20 protein-coding genes are annotated in these 23,936 nt (G+C 72.3%); 16 read left to right on the top strand and 4 right to left on the bottom strand.

Translation table 11 applies throughout. The features are described from left to right. Positions 1–235 precede the first annotated feature (235 nt). The gene (locus IE251_RS06370) at positions 236–526 is read right to left on the bottom strand and encodes a hypothetical protein (RefSeq protein WP_189751902.1); all 291 of its coding nucleotides are present in this window, start codon (positions 524–526) and stop codon (positions 236–238) included. 175 nt (positions 527–701) lie between these two features. Here IE251_RS06370 and IE251_RS06375 point away from each other — a divergent pair, with 175 nt between their 5' ends. Together IE251_RS06375 and IE251_RS06380 are read left to right on the top strand one after the other, a co-directional pair. Continuing rightward, on the top strand, positions 702–1,469 hold the full coding sequence (locus IE251_RS06375) for a DUF6879 family protein (RefSeq protein WP_189751903.1): 768 nt from the start codon (positions 702–704) through the stop codon (positions 1,467–1,469). A gap of 18 nt (positions 1,470–1,487) precedes the next feature. Then, positions 1,488–2,336: a helix-turn-helix domain-containing protein gene (locus IE251_RS06380; protein WP_189751904.1), complete on the top strand. Its 849-nt coding sequence runs from the start codon at positions 1,488–1,490 to the stop codon at positions 2,334–2,336. 14 nt (positions 2,337–2,350) lie between these two features. Here IE251_RS06380 and IE251_RS06385 read toward each other — a convergent pair whose 3' ends face one another. Beyond that, entirely contained in the window at positions 2,351–2,770 is a 420-nt protein-coding gene (locus tag IE251_RS06385; protein WP_189751905.1) for an ATP-binding protein, read from the bottom strand. Positions 2,771–2,908: 138 nt separating this feature from the next. Between IE251_RS06385 and IE251_RS06390 the strand changes: the two genes are divergently transcribed. Both IE251_RS06390 and IE251_RS06395 read left to right on the top strand, forming a co-directional pair. Further along, positions 2,909–3,778 carry a helix-turn-helix domain-containing protein gene (locus tag IE251_RS06390; RefSeq protein WP_189751906.1) on the top strand — a complete coding sequence of 290 codons (870 nt, stop codon included), beginning with the start codon at positions 2,909–2,911 and terminating at the stop codon, positions 3,776–3,778. Then, complete coding sequence (locus IE251_RS06395; RefSeq protein WP_189751907.1) at positions 3,775–3,954, top strand: DUF397 domain-containing protein; 180 nt, start codon at positions 3,775–3,777, stop codon at positions 3,952–3,954. The genes IE251_RS06390 and IE251_RS06395 overlap by 4 nt, the downstream gene beginning before the upstream one ends. A gap of 64 nt (positions 3,955–4,018) precedes the next feature. On the opposite strand, the gene serC is transcribed toward IE251_RS06395, so the two are convergent. Then, positions 4,019–5,137 (bottom strand): phosphoserine transaminase, encoded by a 1,119-nt coding sequence (gene serC, locus IE251_RS06400; RefSeq protein WP_189751908.1) that lies wholly within the window; start codon positions 5,135–5,137, stop codon positions 4,019–4,021. Between the two features lie 156 nt (positions 5,138–5,293). Between serC and IE251_RS06405 the strand changes: the two genes are divergently transcribed. The 12 genes from IE251_RS06405 (at position 5,294) to IE251_RS06460 (ending at position 22,651) form a co-directional block, all read left to right on the top strand. Continuing rightward, the gene (locus IE251_RS06405) at positions 5,294–8,254 is read left to right on the top strand and encodes an FAD-binding and (Fe-S)-binding domain-containing protein (protein ID WP_189751909.1); all 2,961 of its coding nucleotides are present in this window, start codon (positions 5,294–5,296) and stop codon (positions 8,252–8,254) included. A gap of 146 nt (positions 8,255–8,400) precedes the next feature. After that, a complete protein-coding gene (locus tag IE251_RS06410) occupies positions 8,401–9,360 on the top strand; it encodes an EamA family transporter (RefSeq protein ID WP_229896635.1) in 960 nt (319 codons plus the stop codon). A 68-nt stretch (positions 9,361–9,428) separates the two neighbouring features. Next, positions 9,429–11,108, top strand: coding sequence for an NAD-dependent malic enzyme (locus tag IE251_RS06415; protein ID WP_189751910.1), 1,680 nt, complete (start codon positions 9,429–9,431; stop codon positions 11,106–11,108). Positions 11,109–11,192: 84 nt separating this feature from the next. Then, a complete protein-coding gene (locus IE251_RS06420) occupies positions 11,193–12,050 on the top strand; it encodes a TIGR03084 family metal-binding protein (RefSeq protein ID WP_189751911.1) in 858 nt (285 codons plus the stop codon). After that, on the top strand, positions 12,047–13,801 hold the full coding sequence (locus IE251_RS06425) for an acyclic terpene utilization AtuA family protein (RefSeq protein WP_189751912.1): 1,755 nt from the start codon (positions 12,047–12,049) through the stop codon (positions 13,799–13,801). Before IE251_RS06420 ends, IE251_RS06425 begins: the two co-directional genes overlap by 4 nt. Then, positions 13,798–15,396, top strand: coding sequence for an acyl-CoA carboxylase subunit beta (locus IE251_RS06430; protein ID WP_189751913.1), 1,599 nt, complete (start codon positions 13,798–13,800; stop codon positions 15,394–15,396). The genes IE251_RS06425 and IE251_RS06430 overlap by 4 nt, the downstream gene beginning before the upstream one ends. Before the next feature lie 8 nt (positions 15,397–15,404). Then, positions 15,405–17,258, top strand: coding sequence for an acetyl/propionyl/methylcrotonyl-CoA carboxylase subunit alpha (locus IE251_RS06435; protein ID WP_189751914.1), 1,854 nt, complete (start codon positions 15,405–15,407; stop codon positions 17,256–17,258). 7 nt (positions 17,259–17,265) lie between these two features. Then, positions 17,266–18,426, top strand: coding sequence for an acyl-CoA dehydrogenase family protein (locus tag IE251_RS06440; protein ID WP_189751915.1), 1,161 nt, complete (start codon positions 17,266–17,268; stop codon positions 18,424–18,426). Positions 18,427–18,449: 23 nt separating this feature from the next. Further along, positions 18,450–20,018, top strand: coding sequence for a 4-coumarate--CoA ligase family protein (locus tag IE251_RS06445; RefSeq protein ID WP_189751916.1), 1,569 nt, complete (start codon positions 18,450–18,452; stop codon positions 20,016–20,018). Between the two features lie 25 nt (positions 20,019–20,043). Continuing rightward, on the top strand, positions 20,044–20,790 hold the full coding sequence (locus IE251_RS06450) for an enoyl-CoA hydratase family protein (protein WP_189751917.1): 747 nt from the start codon (positions 20,044–20,046) through the stop codon (positions 20,788–20,790). Further along, entirely contained in the window at positions 20,778–21,383 is a 606-nt protein-coding gene (locus IE251_RS06455; protein WP_189751918.1) for a TetR/AcrR family transcriptional regulator, read from the top strand. The genes IE251_RS06450 and IE251_RS06455 overlap by 13 nt, the downstream gene beginning before the upstream one ends. A gap of 242 nt (positions 21,384–21,625) precedes the next feature. Then, entirely contained in the window at positions 21,626–22,651 is a 1,026-nt protein-coding gene (locus tag IE251_RS06460) for an isopenicillin N synthase family dioxygenase (protein WP_189751919.1), read from the top strand. A gap of 27 nt (positions 22,652–22,678) precedes the next feature. On the opposite strand, the gene IE251_RS06465 is transcribed toward IE251_RS06460, so the two are convergent. Continuing rightward, the gene (locus IE251_RS06465; RefSeq protein WP_189751920.1) at positions 22,679–23,779 is read right to left on the bottom strand and encodes a citrate synthase 2; all 1,101 of its coding nucleotides are present in this window, start codon (positions 23,777–23,779) and stop codon (positions 22,679–22,681) included. Positions 23,780–23,936: the final 157 nt, after the last annotated feature.

Consider the following 23,936-nt stretch of genomic DNA (forward strand, 5'->3'; position numbering starts at 1 on the left):
TAGGTCAGAAAATGGTGGCGCGCCTGTTGATGCGAAAGTCAGGGTGAAGGCGCTTCTGCCGGCGGTCAAAGAGTGGCTGTGATCCGTCACCGAAAGGGCTTGGGGACCCACGGCAACGCCTCCCGCCATCCCTGCCCACCGTGCGCCCAGTCCGTCATCACCTTGGCCACCGACTGCTCCGGGCCGAACACCTCGTGCAGCCTCGGAACATGGGCCTGGTAGTGCTTGTCCGCACTTACCTTCCTGCTCCGCTGTCACGGCCGTGTCCGGCCGTCGCCGCCCGGGGTGGGCGGGAGTTCTTGGGGGAAGAGGGGCGGATGTGCACGCCCGAGGGGTGGTCCCGGATCTCGGTGGCGTGGCGCATGGCCTGGGTGATGTTCCCGGCCTGCTTGCAGACGAGCAGCTGCCGCCAGTTCGCTCCGCAGACGTCGCAGCCGGCTGCGGGAGCGCAGTCGAGCAGCCACGCGTCGAAGCCGGGGGGAAGCTGAGCCGGGGAGCGGGGCTGGGCGTCGGCCATGGGGGTCACCGGGTCTCCCGAGGGGGGTGGGTGGCTTCGGGACGACCGTAGGAGGGGGCATGGAGAAAGGGGGCGAATATTCTTCGTTATTCTCGTGTGGTCACTCTGGATGCATGGACTTTCTCTCAGAGGTACCGCGATGCTTGGCGCACCGACATCGTCAACATCCAGGGGGTGGTTGTTCGTGGCGCGCAGGTTGCGGTTCAACGGGACGGGGAGCGGTGTTACTGGATGCCCGTCAGTGCATGAGGACTTGGACAGCGGGGAGGTGATCGTCCATGGCCCTCCGCTCACCGACCCGGAGGACGTCGCACAGCTTCAGCACCTCTCCGAAGGGGAAGTTGCCGTGGTTGTGCCACGGGACCTGTTGGTTGACTGGACCCCCAAGGAGCGGACACGGCAGGTGCGGACGATCGATCTGGGTGAGTTCAACAGCCTGTTCGAGAAGTTCGAGCACACGGCGTGGCGGTTGGAGACGCGCCGCCGGTACGCGAGTGACGAAGCGGGCGACCGGTGGAGCCGGTTCATCAAGGACGGAACGATCGGCGAGGGTGAGGATTCGGACTCGCTCTACAGCTGGTGGACCGAGACGATTCGCGCACACACCGCACAGGGCAGGAGGGTCGAGCGGGTACGCATCGTGGACCGGCCCGCCACCACCGGTCAGCGGTACCTCCTCGACAGCGCCAGATGGAACATCGGCCTTGGCGAGGACATCCGCAACATGTGGCGTACCGACGCGGACCGACTTCGCTTGCCCGCCGAGGATTTCTGGCTGTTCGACAGCCGCCTCATCGCACTGCTGCGGTTCGATGACGACGATCAGCTCACACACGTGGACCTGATCACCGAGCCCGCAGAAGTGGTGCGCTGCTGCATGGTGCGGGATGCTGCTTGGCATCACGCCGTACCGTGGAAGCAGTTCACGGCTGAGATGCAGAGCGGCGCATAGGGGCAAGAGCGGATACCGGTGAGCACGGACTATCAGAGGGCACGTGAAGAACTTGGGCGTAGGCTCAGGGAACTGCGTATCGAAAGCCCTGATGGCCGGCTCACCGGCAGCCAGCTCGCTCAGCGGCTGGGGTGGCCTCAGTCGAAAGTCAGCAAGCTGGAGAACGGCAGGCAGACCCCCACGGACGACGACCTGCGGGCATGGGCCGATGCCGTACGACAGCCGACAGCTTTCGCTGAACTCCGAGCCCGGCTCAGGGGCTTCGAGAGCCATATTCGCTCCTGGCGACGCCAGCTAGTCGCAGGGCATCGCCCTGTGCAGGAGACCTGGAACGCGCTCGTCGCGGAGGCCCGGGTCTTGCACATGTGGGAGAACTGCTTGGTCAGTGGCATGCTCCAGACGGCCGACTACGCCCGGTATGTCTTCGAGCGCTACACGGACCTCCGGTCCTCTCCCCGGGATGTGGAAGAGGCCGTGCGGGCGCGCATGAAACGGCAGGAGTGGCTGTACCGGCCCAGTAAACGGCTGAACCTGATCATGTGGGAAGGCGCCCTGTGGGCCCGCGTGTGCCCGGCGGACGTGCTGGTCGCTCAATTGGACCGCCTGTTGGGCGTGGTGGGCATGGACACAGTGCGCCTCGGCATACTGCCGTTGGACGCAGAACTGCGGATCCCGCCGGGTAACCCCTTTTCCATGCTTGATGATCGCCTGGTCGTGGTCGAGGACTGGCACGCCGAGCTCTGGCTGGACGATGCCGAAACGATCGCTCTGTATCGCCGCGTGTGGGACACCTTCGCGGAGTCGGCGGTGTTCGGCGCGGAGGCGCAGCAGGTGATCGCCCGGGTGCGGCGGAGCATCAAGGTCTGAGGCCCCCTGTTGTGTTACGGGTGGTCCAAAACGGGGGTCTCCAAGGGCGGGAGGGTGAAGCGGGCCCAGACGGTCTTGGTGTACGGCCCCTGCCGAGTCCCCCAGGAGTCGGTCAGCGCCTCAACGAGCGCGAGTCCGCGACCACCCTCCTCCTCCAGACCTGGGCATCGGGGTAGGGGAAGCCGGTCCCGGTCCGGGTCTGAGACCTCCAGGACCAATTCGCAGCGGCAGAGGACGAGCGCGACCTTTACCCGGGCGTCGGAAACCCGGCAGTGGCTCACGGCGTTCGTGACGAGTTCGTTGGCCGACAGCGTGGCTCGCTCGGCGAGTTCGTCGGTGATTCCCCAGTCGGCGAGGGCCTTGCGGACGTAGTGCCGAGCGGTCGGCACGTGCTGCCGGTGCGTGGGGATGCGGAAGGTCTCGGTTGAGGGCATGGGGCAGAACATAGGAATACATGCAGCCGCTTGCAATGGAAACCTAGAAATACATGCAGTGGTTTCACTCGATCGAGTTATGCACTCCTCTTCCGGTCGATAGGTGTGGCAGGGTTTCGGAAAGAGAGGGGAGATCCGATGCCCGCAGGTGGACGACCGACCGTACGCAGCAGGCGACTTGGCACGGCACTCAGGCAGTACCGGCAGGCCGCGAAGCTCGACCAGCCGCAGGCCGCTGAGGTGATTGCCACGAGTCAGGCCAGGATCAGCCGCATTGAGAGCGGGCATGCCACACCGCGCGTGATCGAAGTACGGCTGCTGCTGGACGCGTACGGCATCACTGATCCAGAAGTGCGCTCCAAGCTGGAGGAATTGGCCAAGCATTCCAAGAACCGGGGCTGGTGGCTCGAACACGCGGAGCATCTTCGGCCGGACTACGTGGACCACATCGCGTTGGAGGACGACGCGACCTACATCCGCGAGTGGCAGCCGATCATGGTGCCGGGCCTCTTGCAGACTCCGGCCTACGCGGAAGCCGTCATCGGCGATGGCCCGCACTACATCGATTCGGAACGCGTCGCCCAGCTGGTGAAGGTGCGGCTCGCGCGGCAGGCGAAGATCGAGGAAGGCGGAGCGTCGTACACGGCCATCCTCTGGGAGGCGGTCATCACTCACCCCCTGATGAGCGCAGAGATCCACCGGGAGCAGTTGTCCGCCGTCCTTGAGATTGGAAAGCGGAAGAACGTCACTGTGCAGGTGCTGCCGTTCAGTGCGGGAGTACTGGCCGGCTACTCGGCGCCCTTCTACTCGTTCAGCTTCGACGAGGAGCCGACGGTAGAAGCAGTCGCCATGGACAATCTGCGAGGCACCTCGGTGCTCGAAGGGCCTGAGGACCTTGCCGCTTACGCCAATGCGTTCGACCTACTACGATCAGCGGCGTTGGCGCCGGACGCGAGTGCGAAGCTCATCCGGGGCATACTGCGGAGCCTGAAGGAAGAGACATCGTGACCGAGGTCGTAAGCCCCTTCTGGAAGTCGACCTACTCGGGCCAGGAAAACGCCTGCGTAGAGGTCGCCGACACCGCCCCCGGAGGCCGAGCCGTCCGTGACAGCAAGCAACACGACGGCCCCCTCCTCACCGTCTCCCGCGACAGCTGGCAGGCCTTCATCCGCCAGTTCGCGTAACGCCTCGTACACGCGAAGGGCGCCCGGCAAGCACCGGGCGCCCTTCGCGTCGTACTCGAAGAAGTCAGAGCTTCTCGATCACGTAGTCGACACACTTCGTCAGCGCCTCGACGTCCGCCGGGTCGATCGCCGGGAACATCGCGATCCGCAGCTGGTTGCGGCCGAGCTTGCGGTACGGCTCGGTGTCCACGATGCCGTTCGCGCGCAGCACCTTGGCGACGGCGGCGGCGTCGATCTCGTCGGCGAAGTCGATCGTGCCGATGACCTGGGACCGCTTGGCCGGGTCGGAGACGAACGGGGTGGCGTACTTGGACTCTTCGGCCCAGGTGTACAGGCGGGTCGAGGAGTCCTTCGTACGGGCCGTGGACCAGGCGAGGCCGCCCTGGCCGTTGAGCCACTCCAGCTGCTCGTTGAGGAGGAAGAGGGTGGCGAGGGCCGGGGTGTTGTACGTCTGGTTCTTGCGGGAGTTGTCGATCGCCGTCGGGAGCGAGAAGAACTCCGGGATGTGGCGGCCGGAGGCGTGGACGCGCTCGGCGCGCTCGATGGCGGCGGGGGAGAAGACGCCGATCCACAGGCCGCCGTCGGAGGCGAAGGACTTCTGCGGGGCGAAGTAGTAGACGTCGGTCTCGGCGATGTCGACCGGGAGACCGCCCGCGCCGGACGTGGCGTCCACGAGGACGAGCGCGCCCTCGTCGGCGCCGGCCACGCGCTTGATCGGCATGGCGACACCGGTGGAGGTCTCGTTGTGGGTGAAGGCGTAGACGTCGACGCCCGCCTCGGCCTTCGGCTCCGGGTGGGTGCCGGGGTCGGAGGCGATGACGGTGGGCTCGGCCAGCCAGGGCGCGAGCTTGGCGGCCTTGGCGAACTTGGACGAGAACTCGCCGAAGTTGAGGTGCTGGGACTTGGACTCGATCAGGCCGTGCGTGGCGATGTCCCAGAAGGCGGTGGAGCCGCCGTTGCCGAGGATGACCTCGTAGCCCTCGGGCAGCGAGAACAGCTCGGAGATGCCCTCGCGGACCTTGCCGACCAGGTTCTTGACCGGCGCCTGACGGTGGGAGGTGCCCAGCAGGGACGTGCCGGTGGCGGCGAGGGCGTTCAGCGCCTCGGTCCGCACCTTGGAGGGGCCCGCGCCGAAACGTCCGTCGGCGGGCTTGATGTCAGCGGGAATCTGGATGTCGGCCACGGGAGGAGGTTAGCCGCTGGGAGAAGCCCGGGTGGAGTTCTGTCCGTTCGATGAGACGAGATCACCGGGTCGTGGACTTGTGATGTCGTACGACTATTAGTGCGCACCTGTGGAAAACTTTCGGTGACTGAGCGTGGCCGGATGCATCCTGGACGCATGACGGATCGTGGGGAAGAAGTCGCGGGGGACGTCGGGGACACGGATGTCGTCGCGCTCGCGGGAGCGCTGCGCAAGGCGGTCCGGGGCGAGGTCGGGTTCGATGTGACCGCCCGGGCCCTGGTCACCATGGACGCGTCCAATTACCGGCGGGTCCCGCTGGGCGTCGTGGCCCCGAGAGACGCCGACGACGTGGCCGCCGTGCTGGAGGTGTGCCGGGAGCGCGGGGTGCCGGTGGTGGCGCGCGGCGGCGGCACGTCCATCGCGGGGCAGGCGACCGGCACGGGCGTGGTGCTGGACTTCACCCGGCACATGACCGCCCTGGTGGAGCTGGACCCGGGCAGCCGTACGGCCGTCGTGCAGCCGGGGCTCGTCCTGGACCGGCTCCAGGAGGCCGCCGCCCCGCACGGACTGCGGTTCGGCCCCGACCCCTCCACGCACAGCAGGTGCACGCTCGGCGGAATGATCGGCAACAACTCCTGCGGCTCCCACTCGGTCGCCTGGGGCACGACCGCGGACAGCGTGCGGGAGCTGTCCGTGATCACCGCGCGCGGGCGGCGGCTGCGGCTCGGGCAGGGGTGGGCGGGCGCCCCGGACGGGCTGCGCGAGCTGGCCGAGGGCGAGCTGGCCCGGCTGCGGACGGGGTTCCCGGACCTGCCCCGCCGGATCTCCGGGTACGCGCTGGACGCGCTGCTGCCCGAGAAGGGCGCGGACGTCGCCCGCTCCTTCTGCGGCTCCGAAGGCACCCTCGGCATCCTCACCGAGGCCGTGGTCCGCCTGGTCGAGAGTCCCCGCGCACGGGCGCTGGCCGTGCTGGCGTACGCCGACGAGAGCGCCGCCGCCGAGGCCGCCGCGGGCCTGCTGCCGCTCGGCCCGCTCACGGTGGAGGGCATGGCCGCCGACCTGGTCCCGGCCGGGGCCGGGCTGCCCGGGGGAGGCGCCTGGCTGTTCGTGGAGACCGGCGGGGAGACGGCGGCCGGGGCACGCGCGCGTGCGGAGGAGATCGTGCGCGCGGCCGATGTCGTGGACTTTCTGGTGGTGACCGACCCGGCCGCCCAGCGGAGTCTGTGGCGCATCCGCGAGGACGCGGCCGGCACCGCCACCCGGATGCCCGACGGCTCCGAGGCATGGCCCGGCTGGGAGGACTGCGCGGTCCCGCCCGCCCGCCTCGGCGGGTACCTCCGCGAGTTCCGCGCGCTGCTGGCCGCCCACGGACTGCGCGGCACGCCGTACGGGCACTTCGGCGACGGCTGCATCCACGTCCGCGTCGACTTCGACCTGCTCACCGAGGCGGGCGTCGGCCGCTTCCGCCGCTTCTCCGAGGAACTGGCCGGCCTGGTCGTGGCCCACGGCGGCTCCCTGTCCGGGGAGCACGGCGACGGCCAGGCCCGCGCGGAACTGCTGCCGCGGATGTACGGCGCCGAGATGGTCGGGCTGTTCGAGCGGGCCAAGGCGGTGTGGGACCCGGACGACCTCCTCAACCCCGGCATGCTGGTCCGCCCGGCCCGGCTGGACGAGAACCTGCGCTTCTCGGTGCTGCCCCGCCGGCCGGTCGACGTGGCCTTCGCCTACCCGTCCGACGGCGGCGACTTCCGCGCCGCCGTCCGCCGCTGCGTCGGCGTGGCCAAGTGCCGCACGACGACCGTCTCCGGCCCGGCCGTGATGTGTCCCTCCTTCCGGGCGACCGGCGAGGAGGAGCACTCCACCCGGGGTCGGGCCCGGCTGCTGCACGAGATGCTCGCGGGCGACCTGGTCACCGACGGCTGGCGGTCGCGGGAAGTCCTGGACGCCCTCGACCTCTGCCTCTCCTGCAAGGGCTGCCGCTCCGACTGCCCCGCCGGCGTCGACATGGCCACGTACAAGGCCGAGTTCCTGCACCACCACTACGCCGGCCGCCGCCGCCCGGCCGCCCACTACAGCATGGGCCGCCTCCCGGAATGGCTCCGCTGGGCGTCCCGCGCACACCTGGCCCCGCTGCTCAACACCCTCGCCACCATCCGCCCCCTGGCCGGCCTCGGCAAGCACCTGGCCGGAACAGCCCCCGAACGGGACATCCCCCGCCTGGCGCCCCGGACGTTCACCGCCTGGTGGCGCAAGCGAAAGCCGACGACGCCGGGTGCGTCGCCGACCGGCGGCGCGCCCACTTCCACACCCGCCCCCGGCGACCTCGTCGTCCTCTGGCCCGACACCTTCACCGAGCACCTCTCGCCGTCCGTCGGCCAGGCCGCCGTCCGGGTGCTGGAGGCCGCCGGGCTGCGGGTGGCGCTCCCGCCGACGCTGCTGCCGCGCAAGGGGGCGGTCGGCGACGGCAGGACCCGCTCGGCCGCCGCGCTGCTCACCGCCCGCCGGGCCCGGGTCTGCTGCGGCCTGACCTACGTCTCCACGGGCCAGCTCGACCGCGCCCGAACGGTGCTGCGCCGCACCCTGGACCTGATGGAACCGGTGCTGCGGGCAGGCGCGCCGGTCGTCGTCCTGGAACCGAGCTGCGCCGCCGCCCTCCGCACCGACCTTCCGGAACTGCTGCCCGACGACCCGCGGGCCGCCCGGCTGTCCGCCGCGGTTCTCACCTTCGCCGAAACCCTGGAGCGGCACGCCCCGCACTGGACCCCGCCCGCCGTCGACCGTCCGGTGGCCGGCCAGACCCACTGCCACCAGCACGCGGTGCTCGGCGACGGTCCGGACCGCCGGCTGCGCGCGGCCGCCGGCCTCACCGGCGAGCTGAGCGGAGGCTGCTGCGGCCTGGCGGGCGACTTCGGCTTCGGGAAAGGCCACTTCGACGTCTCCCGGGCCTGTGCGGAGGAGCAGCTCCTGCCCTCGGTACGGCAGGCGCCGGAGGACACGGTGATCCTGGCCGACGGCTTCTCCTGCCGCACCCAGCTGGACCAGCTCGCCGACGTCCGGGGCCGCCATCTGGCGGAGGTGCTGGCGGAGGCCCTGGACCGGGCGGACGGCAGCCGGTGAACGCCGCCCGGCTCCCCCTCGGCCAGGAGACCGGCCATCCAGGTCAGTTCCATCAAGGGTTCACACTCCTGACGGAGTCCATTACCCTGGACTCGGTAGTACATGGAGATGTACATGATCTGATCCGACCCAGCACCGGGACCGCCGTGAGCACCGTCAACACCCCCAGCGCCGCGAACTCGACGTCACCGGCGTCCTCCCCGTCACCGGGGGCGTCCGCTCCGCGCGGTCCCGGCCGGCTGACCTCCTTCGGGCCGGTCGGGCTGGTGCTGGCCGGCGGGATCTCGGTGCAGTTCGGCGGCGCGCTGGCGGTCACCCTGATGCCCCGGGCGGGCGCGCTGGGCGTGGTGACCCTGCGCCTCGTCGCGGCGGCGGTCGTCCTTCTCATGGTCTGCCGTCCCCGGCTGCGCGGCCACTCGCGCGCCGACTGGGGCACGGTGATCGTCTTCGGCATCACCATGGGCGCGATGAACGGCCTGTTCTACGAGGCGGTGGACCGTATCCCGCTGGGCCCGGCGGTCACCCTCGAGGTCCTCGGCCCGCTGGCCCTGTCCGTCCTGGCCTCCCGCCGTGCGCTCAACGCGCTCTGGGCCGGCCTGGCGCTCGCGGGCGTGTTCCTGCTCGGCGGCGGAGGTTTCGGCAATCTGGACCCCATAGGTGTCGCCTTCGCCCTGGGTGCCGGCGCCATGTGGGCGGCGTACATCGTCTTCAGCGCCCGCACCGGGCGCCGCTTCCCCCAGGCCGACGGCCTGGCCCTGGCCATGGCCGTGGCCGCCCTGCTCTTCCTCCCGCTCGGTATGGCGGAGGCCGGTACCCGCCTGCTGAACCCCACCACCATCGCCCTCGGCTCGGCGGTGGCCCTGCTCTCCTCGGTCCTGCCCTACACCCTCGAACTCCTGGCCCTGCGCCGCCTGCCGGCCTCCACCTTCGCCATCCTGATGAGCCTGGAACCCGCCATCGCCGCCACGGCCGGCTTCCTCATCCTGGGCCAGTCCCTGCACCCCACCGAGGCGGCGGCCATCGCCCTGGTCATCGCCGCGAGCATCGGCGCGGTCCGCACCCAGATGGGCCGGGCCAAGGCGGCTCTGCCGGCCGAGGGTCAGTAAACCCGAGGCGTCACGGTCCGTAGCCGTTCGCCTGCGCACGGGAGTCCGGCCTGTGCGAAGGTGGGCTCATGAAGGTCACCGCCCGCGGGCGCGCCGTGCTCGGCGACCCCCGGATCAACCGCGGTACGGCGTTCACTCAGGCGGAGCGCCGGGCCCTGGACCTCGTCGGACTGGTCCCGCCCCGCGTGCTCACCCAGGACCAGCAGGCCGAGCGCGCCTACGGCCAGTTCCGCGAGCAGCCGGACGACCTGGCCAAGAGCGTGAACCTGACCGCGCTGCACGACCGTAACGAGGTGCTGTTCTACCGGCTCGTCGGCGATCACCTCGAAGAGATGCTGCCCATCGTCTACACCCCGACCGTGGGCACGGCGATCCGCCGCTACAGCACCGAGTACCGCCGCCCGCGCGGCGTCTACCTCTCCGTGGACGCCCCCGGCGACATCGAACGCTCCCTGCGCGCGAGCGGCCTGGGCGCCGACGACGTCGACCTGATCGTGGCGACCGACGGCGAGGGCATCCTCGGCATCGGGGACTGGGGCGTCGGCGGCATCGACATCGCGGTCGGCAAGCTCGCCGTCTACACCGCCGCCGCCGGCATCGACCCGCGCCGCACCCTGCCCGTCATGCTCGACGTCGGCACCAACCGCCGGGAACTCCTCGACAACCCCCTCTACCTCGGCAACCGCCACCCCCGCGTCGACCGCGACACCTACGACGCCTTCATCGACGCCTACGTCACCACCGCCACCCGGCTCTTCCCCGGCGCCCTGCTGCACTGGGAGGACTTCGGGACCGCCAACGCCCGCCGCATCCTCGACCACTACCGCGACCGGGTCTGCACCTTCAACGACGACATCCAGGGCACCGGCGCCGTCAACCTCGCCGCCGTCCTGTCCGGGGTGCGCGCGGCCGGCGTGCCCCTGCCCGAGCACCGGATCGTCGTCTTCGGCGCGGGCACCGCCGGCATCGGCGTCGCCGACCAGCTGCGGGACGCCCTGATCGCCGAGGGCCTGTCCGAGGCCGAGGCGCTCGACCGGTTCTGGTGCGTCGACCGGTACGGGCTGCTCACCGACGACCAGGGCGATCGGCTCAGCGACGTCCAGCGGCCGTACGCCCGTCCCGCCGCCGAGACCGACGGCTGGCACCGGGACGAGAACCTGCCCGGCATCCCGCTGGCGGAAGTGGTCCGCCGGGTCCGCCCGACCGTCCTCATCGGCACCTCCGGCCAGGGCGGCGCGTTCCGCGAGGAGATCGTCCGCGAGATGGCCCGGCACACCGCACGCCCGATCATCCTGCCCATGTCCAACCCGACCGACCTGGCCGAGGCCACCCCCGCCGACCTGCTCGACTGGACCGACGGCAAGGCACTGGTGGCCACCGGCAGTCCGTTCGCCCCGGTGGAGCGGGACGGCACGACGTACGAGATCGGCCAGGCCAACAACGCGCTGGTCTTCCCCGGCCTCGGACTCGGCACGATCGTCGCCCGCGCCTCACGGGTCACCGACCGCATGCTGCGCGCCGCGGCCGACGCGGTGGCCCGCCGGACCGCCGACGCGGAGGTCTCCCGGCTGGACGCGCCGCTCCTCCCGCCGATCCGCGAGCTGCGCGCCACCTCGGAGGCGGTCGCGGTGGCCGTGGCCCGCGCCGCGGTGGACGAAGGGGTCGCCCGGGCCGCCCTGGACGATGTCGAGGCGGCGGTACGGGCGGCCCGCTGGGAGCCGGTCTATCCGCCGCTGGAAGCGGTGTGACGGCGGCGCTGGAAGCGGTATGTCGGCGGCCTAATTCATGCAAGCACGCTTGATTGTTTCTGGCGGCGCTGCCATGCTCCCCCCATGGCCGACCCGACGCCCGTCATCGACGACCTGCGTGCCGAGAGTGATGAACTCGTCCTGCTCGTGGCCGAGTTGAGCCCGGAGCAGTGGGAGCTGCCGACTCCCGCGGCCGGCTGGACCCTCGCCCACCAGATCGCGCACCTCGCCTGGACCGACCGCTCCGCACTGCTCGCCGTCACCGACCCCGGTGCCTTCGGGGCGCTGGTGGAGAAGGCGCTCGCCGCGCCCGGCTCGTTCGTGGACGAGGGGGCCGAGGAGGGCGCCGCGCTCCCGCCCGCCGACCTGCTGGCCGCCTGGCGCACCGGACGCACCGCCCTCCACGAGGCCCTGCTCGGCGCCCCGCCCGGCGCCCGCTTCCCCTGGTACGGCCCGCCCATGTCGGCAGCGTCCATGGCAACGGCCCGGCTCATGGAGACCTGGGCCCACGGCCTGGACATCGCCGACGCCCTGGGTGTGGTGCGCCCACCCACCGACCGGCTCCGGCATGTGGCCCGGCTCGGGGTACGCACCCGCGACTTCGCCTACGGGGTGCGCGGACTGACCCCGCCGGCCGAGGAGTTCCGGGTCGAACTGCTCGCGCCCTCCGGCGAGGTGTGGGCGTACGGTCCGCAGGACGCCGCGCAGCGCGTCACCGGCCCCGCCCTCGACTTCTGCCTCCTGGTCACCCAGCGCGCCCACCGCGCCGACCTCGCCCTGACCGCCACCGGCCCGGACGCCGACCACTGGCTCGGCATCGCCCAGGCCTTCGCGGGCCCACCGGGCACCGGCCGCCCGCGCAAGGCGGCCGACGGGCCGGCGCGGGGGACCGGCCGTCCGGCCGAGGAGTCCGGCCGCTCGGCGCAGGGGGCCGGCCGGTGAGACCGCTGCGCATCGGGAACTTCTCCGGCTTCTACGGCGACCGCTCCGACGCCCTGCGCGAGATGCTCACCGGCGGCGAGGTCGACGTCCTCACCGGTGACTACCTCGCCGAACTCACCATGCTCATCCTCGCCCGCGACCGGCTGAAGGACCCGTCCGCCGGATACGCCCGCACCTTCCCGCGCCGGCTGGAGGACTGCCTGGGCCTCGCCCACGAACGCGGTGTACGGATCGTCACCAACGCGGGCGGCCTCAACCCCGCCGGGCTCGCCGGGGAGATACGGCGGCTGGCGGACCGGCTCGGCATCCCGGTGCGGGTCGCGCACGTCGAGGGCGACGACCTGACCGCCGCCTACCCCGGCACCCTCGCCGCCCACGCCTACCTCGGGGGCTTCGGCATCGCCGAGTGCCTGCGGGCGGGCGCCGACGTGGTGGTCACCGGCCGGGTGACCGACGCGGCGCTGGTCACCGGGCCGGCCGCCGCGCACTTCGGCTGGCGGCCGGACGACCACGACCGGCTCGCGGGCGCCGTCGTCGCCGGACACGTGCTGGAGTGCGGCACCCAGGCGACCGGCGGGAACTACGCCTTCTTCACCGAGGGGGACGTACACCGGCCCGGCTTCCCGCTCGCCGAGATCCACGCCGACGGCAGCAGCGTGATCACCAAGCACCCCGGCACGGGCGGCTTCGTGGACGTGGGCACGGTCACCGCCCAGCTGCTGTACGAGACCGGCGGTGCCCGGTACGCCGGACCCGATGTCACGGCCCGGCTGGACACCGTACGGCTCGCCCAGGAGGGGCCGGACCGGGTGCGGATCGAGAGGGTGCGCGGGGAGGCGCCGCCGCCCACGCTCAAGGTCGGGCTCAACCGGCTCGGCGGCTTCCGCAACGAGGTCGTCTTCGTCCTCACCGGGCTCGACATCGAGGCCAAGGCGGCGCTGGTGCGCGAGCAGCTCGCGGACGCGCTCGCCAAGTCGCCGCCCAGCGAGGTGCGCTGGGAGCTGGTGCGCACCGACCGGGCCGACGCGGACACCGAGGAGACGGCCAGCGCGCTGCTGCGGCTCGTCGTACGCGACCCGGACCAGCGGGTCGTGGGGCGCGCGCTGAGCGGGGCCGCGGTGGAGCTGGCACTGGCCAGCTACCCCGGCTTCCATGTGCTGGCCCCACCCGGAAAGGGCGCACCTTATGGGGTCTTCGAGGATGTGTACGTGCCCCATGTGGGCGCCACACACAGGGCCGGCGCTTCCGACGTGGACACCGACCAGGTGCCCGCCGCCCACGTGCCCACCGCCCACGTGTCCGTCTCCCACATGGCCGTCCTCCACGACGGCCGCCGTGTCCCCGTACCCCCGCCCCGGGAGACGCGCCCCCTGGCCGCCGTACCGGACCCGCCCCTGCCGGAACCCCTCCCGCCCGGGCCGGCCCGGCGGGCGCCCCTCGGCCTGGTCGTCGGCGCCCGCAGCGGGGACAAGGGCGGGAACGCCAACGTCGGGGTGTGGGCCCGGTCCGAGGACGCCTGGCGGTGGCTCGCCCACACGCTGACGACCGACACCTTCCGGCGGCTGATCCCCGAGAGCCGGGACCTGCCCGTCACCCGGCACCTGCTCCCGAACCTGCGCGCCGTCAACTTCGTGGTCGAGGGCATCCTCGGCGCCGGCGTCGCCGCGCAAGCCCGCTTCGACCCGCAGGCCAAGGCCCTCGGCGAATGGCTGCGCTCCCGCCACCTGGACATCCCGGAGGCCCTGCTGTGACGGTCCTGCAGACCGCTGTCGACCCCGCCGCCCCCGAGTACCGGGCCCGCCGCGAGGCGATGCTCGCCAAGCTCGCCGACCTTCAGGCCGAGCACGCCAAGGCGCTCGCCGGCGGCGGCGAGAAGTACGTCGCCCGGCACCGGGGGCGCGGGAAGCTGCTCGCCCGTGAGCGGATCGAGCTGCTGCTCGACCCCGACACCCCGTTCCTGGAGCTGTCCCCGCTGGCCGCCTGGGGCAGCGAGTATCCGGTGGGCGCCTCCCTCGTCACCGGGATCGGGGTGGTCGAGGGCGTGGAGTGCCTGATCACCGCCAACGACCCGACCGTGCGCGGCGGCGCCAGCAATCCCTGGAGCCTGAGGAAGGCGCTGCGCGCGAACGACATCGCCCTGGCCAACCGGCTGCCCTGCGTCAGCCTGGTGGAGTCGGGAGGCGCCGATCTGCCGTCCCAGAAGGAGATCTTCATCCCCGGCGGGGCGATCTTCCGCGACCTCACCCGGCTGTCCGCCGCCGGCATCCCGACCATCGCCGTCGTCTTCGGCAACTCCACCGCCGGCGGCGCCTACATCCCCGGCATGTCCGACCACGTGATCATGGTCAAGGAGCGGGCGAAGGTGTTCCTCGGCGGGCCGCCCCTGGTGAAGATGGCCACCGGCGAGGAGAGCGACGACGAGTCGCTGGGCGGCGCCGAGATGCACGCGCGCGTGTCCGGCCTCGCCGACTACTTCGCGCTGGACGAGCCGGACGCGCTGCGCCAGGCGCGCCGCGTCGTGGCCCGCCTCAACCACCGCAAGGCCCACCCCGACCCCGGACCGGCCGAGCCGCCGAAGTACGACCCCGGGGAACTGCTCGGCATCGTCCCGGACGACCTGAAGATCCCGTTCGACCCGCGCGAGGTGATCGCCCGGATCGTGGACGGCTCCGACTTCGACGAGTTCAAGCCGCTGTACGGCACGAGCCTGGTCACCGGCTGGGCCGCCCTGCACGGTTACCCGGTCGGCATCCTGGCCAACGCCCAGGGCGTCCTGTTCAGCGCCGAGTCGCAGAAGGCCGCCCAGTTCATCCAGCTCGCCAACCAGCGCGACATCCCGCTGCTGTTCCTGCACAACACCACCGGCTACATGGTCGGCAAGGAGTACGAGCAGGGCGGGATCATCAAGCACGGCTCGATGATGATCAACGCCGTCTCCAATTCGAAGGTGCCGCACCTCTCGGTGCTCATGGGCGCGTCGTACGGCGCCGGGCACTACGGCATGTGCGGCCGGGCCTACGACCCCCGGTTCCTGTTCGCCTGGCCCAGCGCCAAGTCCGCCGTCATGGGCCCGCAGCAGCTCGCGGGCGTGCTGTCCATCGTCGCCCGGCAGTCGGCGGCGGCCAAGGGGCAGCCGTACGACGAGGAGGCGGACGCGGCCCTGCGCGCGATGGTGGAGCAGCAGATCGAGGCCGAGTCGCTGCCGATGTTCCTGTCCGGGCGGCTGTACGACGACGGCGTCATCGACCCGCGCGACACCCGCACCGTCCTCGGCCTGTGCCTGTCCGCCCTGCACACCGCGCCCTACGAGGGCGCGCGCGGCGGCTTCGGCGTCTTCCGGATGTGAGGGATCACATGATTTCCAGTGTGCTCGTCGCGAACCGGGGCGAGATCGCCTGCCGGGTCTTCCGCACCTGCCGTGAGCTGGGCATCGGCACGGTCGCGGTGCACTCCGACGCCGACGCGGACGCGCTGCACGCGCGCGTGGCCGACACGGCGGTACGGCTGCCGGGCGCGGCGCCCGCCGACACCTACCTGCGCGGCGACCTGGTGGTGAAGGCGGCCCTGGCCGCCGGGGCCGACGCCGTGCACCCGGGCTACGGCTTCCTCTCCGAGAACGCCGGTTTCGCCCGCGCCGTGCGGGACGCCGGGCTGGTCTGGATCGGCCCGCCGCCGGAGGCCATCGAGGCCATGGCGTCCAAGACCCGCGCCAAACGGCTGATGGGCCTCGCCCCGCTGGACCCGGACGAGGTGACCGAGGCCGACCTGCCGGTCCTGGTGAAGGCGGCGGCGGGCGGCGGGGGGCGCGGGATGCGGATCGTGCGCCGCCTGGACGAGCTGCGGGCCGCCCTGGAGGGCGCGCGTGCCGAGGCCGCGAGCGCCTTCGGCGACGGAGAGGTGTTCGTGGAGCCGTACCTGGAGCACGGCCGCCATGTGGAGGTGCAGATCCTCGCCGACGCCCACGGCACCGTCTGGCCGCTCGGCACCCGCGACTGCTCCCTCCAGCGCCGGCACCAGAAGGTCATCGAGGAGGCCCCGGCGCCCGGGCTCACCCAGGGGCTCGCGGAGGAACTGCGGGCGCTGGCCGTACGCGCCGCGCGCGCCGTGTCGTACACCGGCGCCGGCACGGTCGAGTTCCTGGTCGCCGACGGCCGCGCCCACTTCCTGGAGATGAACACCCGCCTCCAGGTGGAACACCCCGTCACGGAGGCCGTGTTCGGGCTGGACCTGGTCGCCGAGCAGATCCGGATCGCCGAGGGCCACGCCCTGGGGACCGAGCCCCCGCACCCGCGCGGCCACGCCGTCGAGGCCCGCCTCTACGCCGAGGACCCGGCCCGCGACTGGGCCCCCCAGACCGGCACCCTGTACCGGATCGCCGTACCGGACGGCGTCCGCCTGGACACCGGCTGCGCCGACGGTGACACCATCGGGGTCCACTACGACGCCATGCTCGCCAAGGTCGTCGCCCACGCCCCCACCCGGTCCGAGGCGATCCGCCGGCTCGCCGGCGCGCTGGAGGCAGCCGTGCTCCACGGCCCGGTCACCAACCGGGACCTGCTGGTGCGCTCGCTGCGGCACGAGGAGTTCACCTCGGCCCGCATGGACACCGGCTTCTACGACCGCCACCTCCGCGCGCTGACCACGCCCGCCCACGACCCGTACGCCCCCCTGGCCGCCGCCCTCGCCGACGCCCACGGCCGCTCCCGGTTCGGCGGCTGGCGCAACGTCCCCTCGCAGCCGCAGGTGAAGCGGTACGAGATGGGCGGCGAGGAACACGAGGTCCGCTACCGGCACACCCGGGACGGCCTCGCCGCCGACGGGGTGCGGGTCGTGCACGCCGACGCCCGGCTGGTCGTCCTGGACATCGACGGCGTACGGCGGAAGTTCACCGTCGCCCGCTACGGCGACCAGGTCCACGTGGGCGCCACCCGCCTCACCGCCCTGCCCCGCTTCCCTGACCCGGTCGCCCGGCTCGCCCCCGGCTCGCTGGTGGCCCCGATGCCGGGCACGGTCGTCCGGATCGCCGAGGGCCTGGCGGAAGGGGCAACGGTTCGAGCCGGCCAGGGACTCATATGGGTGGAGGCGATGAAGATGCAGCACCTGATCTCGGCACCGGCCGCCGGAACCCTCACCGCCCTGCACGCCAGGCCCGGACAGCAGGTCGAGCCGGGCACCGTCCTGGCAGTAGTGCAGGAAAACCCTTCCTAGGAGCCCCATGACCGCCGTCATCGAGTCCGAAGAGCACAAGGCCCTGCGCTCCGCCGTGGCCGCACTCGGCAAGCGCTACGGCCGTGACTACGTCACCCGCACGGTCGCCGAAGGCAAACCCCCCGCCGAACTCTGGTCCGACGCGGGCAAGCTCGGGTATCTGGGCGTCAACCTCCCCGAGGAGTACGGGGGAGGGGGCGGCGGCATAACCGAACTCTCCATCGTGCTCGAAGAGCTGGGCGCCGCCGGTTCCCCCCTGCTCATGCTCGTCGTGTCACCCGCCATCTGCGGCACGGTGATCGCCCGCTTCGGCACCGAGGAGCAGAAGCGGCAATGGCTGCCCGGGCTGGCCGACGGCACCCGCCTCATGGCCTTCGGCATCACCGAGCCCGACGCCGGCTCCAACAGCCACCGCATCACCACCACGGCCCGCCGGGACGGCACCGACTGGCTGCTCACCGGCCGCAAGGTCTTCATCTCCGGTGTCGACATCGCCGACGCCGTCCTCGTCGTCGGCCGCACCGAGGACGCCCGCACCGGCACCCTCAAGCCCTGCCTGTTCATCGTCCCCACGGACGCCGAGGGCTTCGGCAAGCACCCCATCGCCATGGAACTCAACGCGGCCGAGAAGCAGTTCGAACTGACCCTGGACGACGTCCGGCTGCCCGCGGAGGCACTCGTGGGCGACGAGGACGCCGGGCTGCTGCAACTGTTCGCCGGACTGAACCCCGAGCGGATCATGACGGCCGCGTTCGCGATCGGCATGGGCCGCTACGCCCTCGCCAGGGCCGTCGAGTACGCCCGCGAGCGTACGGTCTGGAAGGCCCCCATCGGCGCCCACCAGGCCATCGCCCACCCCCTGGCGCAGGCCCACATCGACCTGGAGCTGGCCCGGCTGATGATGCGGAAGGCGGCCCTTCTCTACGACTCGGGGGACGACATCGGCGCGGGCGAGGCCGCCAACATGGCCAAGTACGCGGCCGGCGAGGCCTGTGTGCGGGCCGTGGACCAGGCCGTGCACACCCTCGGCGGCAACGGCCTCACCCGGGAGTTCGGGCTCGCCTCGCTGATAACCGCCGCCCGCGTGGCACGTATCGCCCCGGTGAGCCGGGAAATGATCCTCAACTACGTCTCCCACCAGAGCCTGGGCCTGCCCAAGTCGTACTGAGCGGCCCCGCGCGAGGAGGAACCGTGTTCCGCAGCGAGTACGCAGACGTTCCGCCCGTAGAACTCCCCATCCACGACGCCGTCCTGGGCCACGCCGCCGGCTTCGGCGACCGGCCCGCCCTCGTCGACGGCACGGACGGCACCACCCTCACGTACGAGCAGCTGGACCGGTTCCACCGGCGCCTGGCCGCCGCCCTCGCCGGCACCGGCGTGCGCAAGGGCGACGTCCTCGCCCTGCACAGCCCCAACACCCTCGCCTTCCCGCTCGCGTTCTACGCCGCCACCCGCGCCGGTGCCACCGTCACCACCGCGCACCCGCTCGCCACCGCCGAGGAGTTCGCCCGGCAGCTGCGCGACAGCGCGGCCCGCTGGATCGTCACCGTCTCCACGCTGCTCCGGACCGCCCGCCGGGCCGCCGGGCTCGCGGGCGGCGTCCGGGAGATCCTCGTGTGCGACAGCGCGCCCGGCCACCGCTCGCTGACCGGCCTGCTCGACACCACCGCCCCCGAACCCCGGGCCGCCATCGACCCGGCCGAGGACATCGCCGTACTGCCGTACTCCTCCGGCACCACCGGCACCCCCAAGGGCGTGCTGCTCACCCACCGGCAGATCGCCACCAACCTCGCCCAGCTGGACTCCGCCATCCCGGCCGGCCCCGGCGACCGCGTCCTCGCCGTCCTGCCGTTCTTCCACATCTACGGCCTCACCGCGCTGATGAACGGGCCGCTGCGCAAGGGCGCCACCGTCGTCGTCCTGCCCCGCTTCGAGCTGGAGACCTTCCTCGCCGCCATCGACAAGCACCGCATCACCAGCCTGTACGTGGCCCCGCCGATCGTCCTCGCCCTCGCCAAGCACCCGGCGGTCGGCCGCTACGACCTCTCGTCCCTGAAGTACGTCATCAGCGCCGCCGCCCCGCTGGACGCCCGGCTCGCCCACGCCTGCTCCGAACGGCTCGGCCTGCCCCCGATCGGCCAGGCGTACGGCATGACGGAGCTGTCACCCGGCACCCATGCCGTCCCCCTGGACCGGCTGCGCGAGGCCCCCGCCGGCACGGTCGGACGGCTCATCGCCGGCACCGAGATGCGGATCGTCTCCCTGGACGACCCCCGCCGCGACCTCGGCCCCGGCGAACCCGGCGAGATCCTGATCCGCGGCCCGCAGGTGATGAAGGGCTACCTGGGCCGCCCCGACGCCACCGCCGCCCTGATCGACCCCGACGGCTGGCTGCACACCGGGGACGTCGGACACACCGACGCGGACGGCTGGCTGTTCGTGGTGGACCGGGTGAAGGAACTCATCAAGTACAAGGGCTACCAGGTGGCCCCCGCCGAACTGGAGGCCCTGCTGCTCACCCACCCCGGCATCGCCGACGCCGCCGTGATCGGCGCCCGCGACGAGGACGGCAACGAGATCCCGCACGCCTTCGTCGTCCGCCGCCCCGGCGCCGACGGCCCGGCCGAGGACGAGGTCTTGGAGTTCGTCGCCGAACGCGTCGCCCCCTACAAACGCGTCCGCCGGATCACCTTCACCGACACCGTCCCCCGCGCCGCCTCCGGCAAGATCCTGCGCCGGCAGCTCAGGGAGTACACATGACCGGCCGGCAGCTCAGGGAGCGCACATGACCGACCCCGCCGTGTCCATCGGCCGCACCCGCGCGCGTGCCGTGGAGACGCTCAGCCTCGACGCCACCGAGACCCGCAACGCCCTGTCCGCGGCCCTCGTCACCGGGCTCGCCGACGCCCTGGCCGACTGCGGCGAGGACCCCGGGGTGCGGGCCGTGGTCCTCACCCACACCGGTACGACGTTCTGCGCCGGCGCCGACCTGCGCGACCCGCCCGCCCCGCCCGCCCTGGTGGCCCTGCTGCGGCGGATCGTGGAGCTGCCCAAACCGGTGGTCGCCCGGGTCACCGGCCATGTCCGCGCCGGCGGCCTCGGCCTGCTCGCCGCCTGCGACATCGCCGCCGCCTCCGCCGCGGCCACCTTCGCCTTCACCGAGGTGCGCATCGGTGTCGCCCCCGCCGTGATCTCCCTGCCGGTGCTCCCGCGCGCCGACCCCCGCGCCCTGGCCCGCTACTACCTCACCGGCGAACGCTTCGGCCCGGCCGAGGCCGTGACGCTGGGCCTGCTGACGACGGCGGCGGACGACGTGGACGACGCCCTCGCCCCCGTCCTGGACGGCCTGCGCCGGGCCTCCCCCGAGGCCCTGGCCGAGACGAAACGGCTGCTCACGGCTAGGGTGCTGGAGACATTCGACCGGGACGCGGACGGGCTGACCGCGCTGACGGCCCGGCTGTTCTCCTCCGGCCAGGCCCGGGAGGGGATGACGGCCTTCCTGGAAAGACGTGATGCGGCATGGGTGGTGTGAGTACGACCGAACGCGAGCGCGTACCCAAGCAGGACCGCAGCCGGGCCACCCGGCAGCGGCTCCTGGAGGCCGCCGTGGCCTGCCTCGCCGAGCGCGGCTGGGCGGGCTCCACGGTCGCCGTCGTCGCCGAACGCGCCGGTGTCTCCCGGGGCGCCGCCCAGCACCACTTCCCGACCCGGGAAGACCTCTTCACCGCGGCCGTCGAGTACGTCTCCGAGGAGCGCTCGCTGGCGCTGCGCGCCCTGTTCCCGGACGGCCCCGCCGACCGCCGGGCCGTCGTGTCGGCCCTCGTCGACCTCTACACCGGCCCGCTCTTCCGCGCCGCCCTGCACCTGTGGGTCGCCGCCTCCGACGAGGAGCAGCTGCGCCCGCGGGTGACCGAGCTGGAGGCCCGGGTGGGCCGCGAGACCCACCGCATAGCCGTCGAACTCCTCGGCGCCGACGAGTCCCGCCCCGGCGTCCGCGAGACCGTCCAGGGCCTCCTCGACATGGCCCGCGGCCTGGGCCTGGCCAACCTCCTCACCGACGACACCGCCCGCCGCGAACGGGTCGTCGCGCAGTGGGCGGCGCTGCTGGACGGCGCGCTGGACTGAGCAGGCCGGGCCGAGAAGACCGTACGGCGGCACTTCTCACGCGGCGCGTTACCCTTGGCCCATGCTTCCGATGCTCGTCCGCCGCCGCCACGTGGACTACGTGCGCGTCACGAGCATGGGCTGTCGGCACCTCTCCGCCTGACAGCCCCCTGTATCTCCCTTTTTTTCTCCCTTTTTCCGGCACCGGGGGCCGCCCGTACCCCTCGGCGGCCGGCCGTGCCCCGTACACCCGCGGACGCACCATGACCACGCACACAGCGATGTCGTACGACCAGCTCCCGATCATCGACCTGTCGGCCGCCGACCGAGGCCCCCAGGCCCGCGCCCTGCTCCACGCCCAGCTGCACAGCGCCGCCCACGACGTCGGCTTCTTCCAGCTCGTCGGGCACGGCGTGACCCGGGCCGAGACGGACGCGCTGCTCACCGCCATGCGCGCCTTCTTCGCCCTCCCCGAGGCCGACCGGCTCGCCCTCGACAACGTCAACTCCCCGCACTTCAGGGGCTACACCCGCACCGGCGACGAGCGCACCGGCGGCGCCCGCGACTGGCGCGACCAGCTCGACATCGGCGCCGAGCGCCCCGCCCGGACACCGGGACCGGACGAGCCGCCGTACTGGTGGCTGCAGGGCCCCAACCAGTGGCCCGCCGCCCTGCCCGAACTGCGCACGGCCGCGCTCGCCTGGATCGACCGGCTGAGCGGGGTCGCCCACCGGCTGCTGCGCGAACTGCTGACCGCCATCGGCGCCCCGGCCGGCTTCTACGACCCGGTCTTCGGCGAGCACGCCCACCCGCACCTCAAGCTCGTCCGCTACCCCGGCAGCGCGGCCGACGGCACCGAGCAGGGCGTGGGCGCCCACAAGGACTACGGCTTCCTGACCCTGCTGCTCCAGGACACCGTCGGCGGCCTCCAGGTCCAGCGCGAGGACGGCCGCTTCCACGACGTGCCGCCCATCGAGGGCGCCTTCGTCGTCAACCTCGGCGAACTGCTGGAGGTGGCGACCAACGGCTATCTGCTGGCCACCAACCACCGCGTCGTCAGCCCGCCCGGCGCCACCGAGCGCTACTCGGTGCCGTTCTTCTACAACCCCCGCCTGGACGCGCGGATCGACCCGCTGCCCTTCCCGCACGCCGCCGAGGCCCCCGGCATCACCACCGACCCGGCGAACCCGCTGTACGCCGAGTACGGCTACAACGAACTCAAGGGCAAGCTGAGGGCCCACCCGCTGGTGGCGGAGCGCCACCACGGGAACCTGCTGACGCCCGCCTGACCGGTTCCCCGGGGCAGGGGCCGCGGCTCAGTGGGCGATGTCCCCGTACCCCTGGATGTCCCGGGGGCTGCGCGGCCCCGGCCCCACATACCGGGCGGAGGGCCGCACCAGCCGTCCCGTGCGCTTCTGCTCGAGGATGTGCGCGGACCACCCCGCGGTGCGGGCGCACGTGAACATGGAGGTGAACATGTGCGCCGGCACCTCGGCGAAGTCCAGCACGATCGCCGCCCAGAACTCCACGTTGGTGGCCAGCACCCGGTCCGGCCGCCGGTTGTGCAGCTCCTCCAGCGCGGCCTTCTCCAGCGCCTCGGCCACCTCGAACCGCGGCGCCCCTAGCTCCCGCGCCGTGCGCCGCAGCACCCGGGCCCGCGGGTCCTCGGCCCGGTACACCCGGTGCCCGAAGCCCATCAGCCGCTCGCCCCGGTCCAGGGCCCCTTTGACGTACGCCTGGGCGTCGCCGGTGCGCTCGATCTCCTCGATCATGCCGAGCACCCGGGAGGGCGCGCCCCCGTGCAGCGGACCGGACATCGCGCCGACCGCGCCCGACAGCGCGGCGGCGACGTCGGCGCCCGTGGAGGCGATGACCCGGGCGGTGAAGGTGGAGGCGTTCATGCCGTGTTCGGCGGCCGAGGTCCAGTAGGCGTCGACGGCGGCGACGTGCTTGGGGTCCGGCTCGCCCCGCCAGCGGATCATGAACCGCTCCACCACCGAGGCCGCCTTGTCGATCTCCCGCTGCGGCACCATCGGCAGGCCCTGCCCGCGCGCGGACTGGGCGACGTAGGACAGGGCCATGACCGCGGCCCGGGCCAGGTCCTCGCGGGCCTGGCGTTCGTCGATGTCGAGCAGCGGCTTGAGGCCCCACACGGGCGCGAGCATGGCGAGGGCCGACTGCACGTCCACCCGGATGTCACCGGAGTGCACCGGGATCGGGAACGGTTCGGCGGGCGGCAGACCGGGGTTGAAGGCGCCGTCGACCAGCAGTCCCCACACGTTGCCGAACGAGACGTGACCGACCAGGTCCTCGATGTCGACGCCCCGGTAGCGCAGGGCGCCGCCCTCCTTGTCCGGTTCGGCGATCTCCGTCTCGAACGCGACGACTCCTTCGAGTCCGGGTACGAAATCGGACATCAGGCGGCTCCTCGTGAAGTGTGGCGGCGGTCATCCCGTTGATGCCTCGGCGCGCCGACGGTCACCCATGGTCAACCCAACCGCAAAGGGAGCAGCACGATAACGCCCGGTGCCACGGTTGGGGAGACCACACGACACCGAGTGCCATACCCGTTCT

Origin of the sequence: Streptomyces eurythermus (genome assembly GCF_014649115.1) — a bacterium.
GTDB lineage: Bacteria > Actinomycetota > Actinomycetes > Streptomycetales > Streptomycetaceae > Streptomyces > Streptomyces eurythermus.